Consider the following 407-nt stretch of genomic DNA (forward strand, 5'->3'; position numbering starts at 1 on the left):
GAGCGGCACCGGTGGATGACGTGATAATGGCCAGGCGGCGGGCTTTGGGTATCGGCTGCTTGTGCTCCTGATTAAAGAGCCCTGCGGCGGCCAGTCGTTGTTTTTGCTGCTGGAAAGCCAGTAGCAATGCCCCTTCTCCGGCCGGTTTCATGCTCTCGACAATCAGCTGGTAATCCCCCCGGGCAGTGTACAGACTGACCTTGGCGCGAATTTCAACCTGATCACCTTCCTTGGGCGAGAAAGTTAACTGCGCAGTGCGAGAGCGAAACATGGCACAACGCACCTGGGCACCGCGATCCTTCAGGCTGAAATACCAATGGCCGGATGACGGGCGGGCAAGGCTCGACAACTCTCCTTCTACCCGTACATTGGCAAAGGATATTTCCAGCAGTTGCTTGGCGCGTACC

At 57.5% G+C, this 407-nt stretch carries 1 protein-coding gene; it reads right to left on the bottom strand.

Translation table 11 applies throughout. From position 1 onward, the window contains the following. A partial coding sequence (locus Q4563_RS16585; RefSeq protein ID WP_303605270.1) for an exodeoxyribonuclease VII large subunit occupies nucleotides 1-407 on the bottom strand: 407 nt, incomplete at both ends.

The sequence above is a fragment of the Gilvimarinus sp. 1_MG-2023 genome (assembly GCF_030548285.1).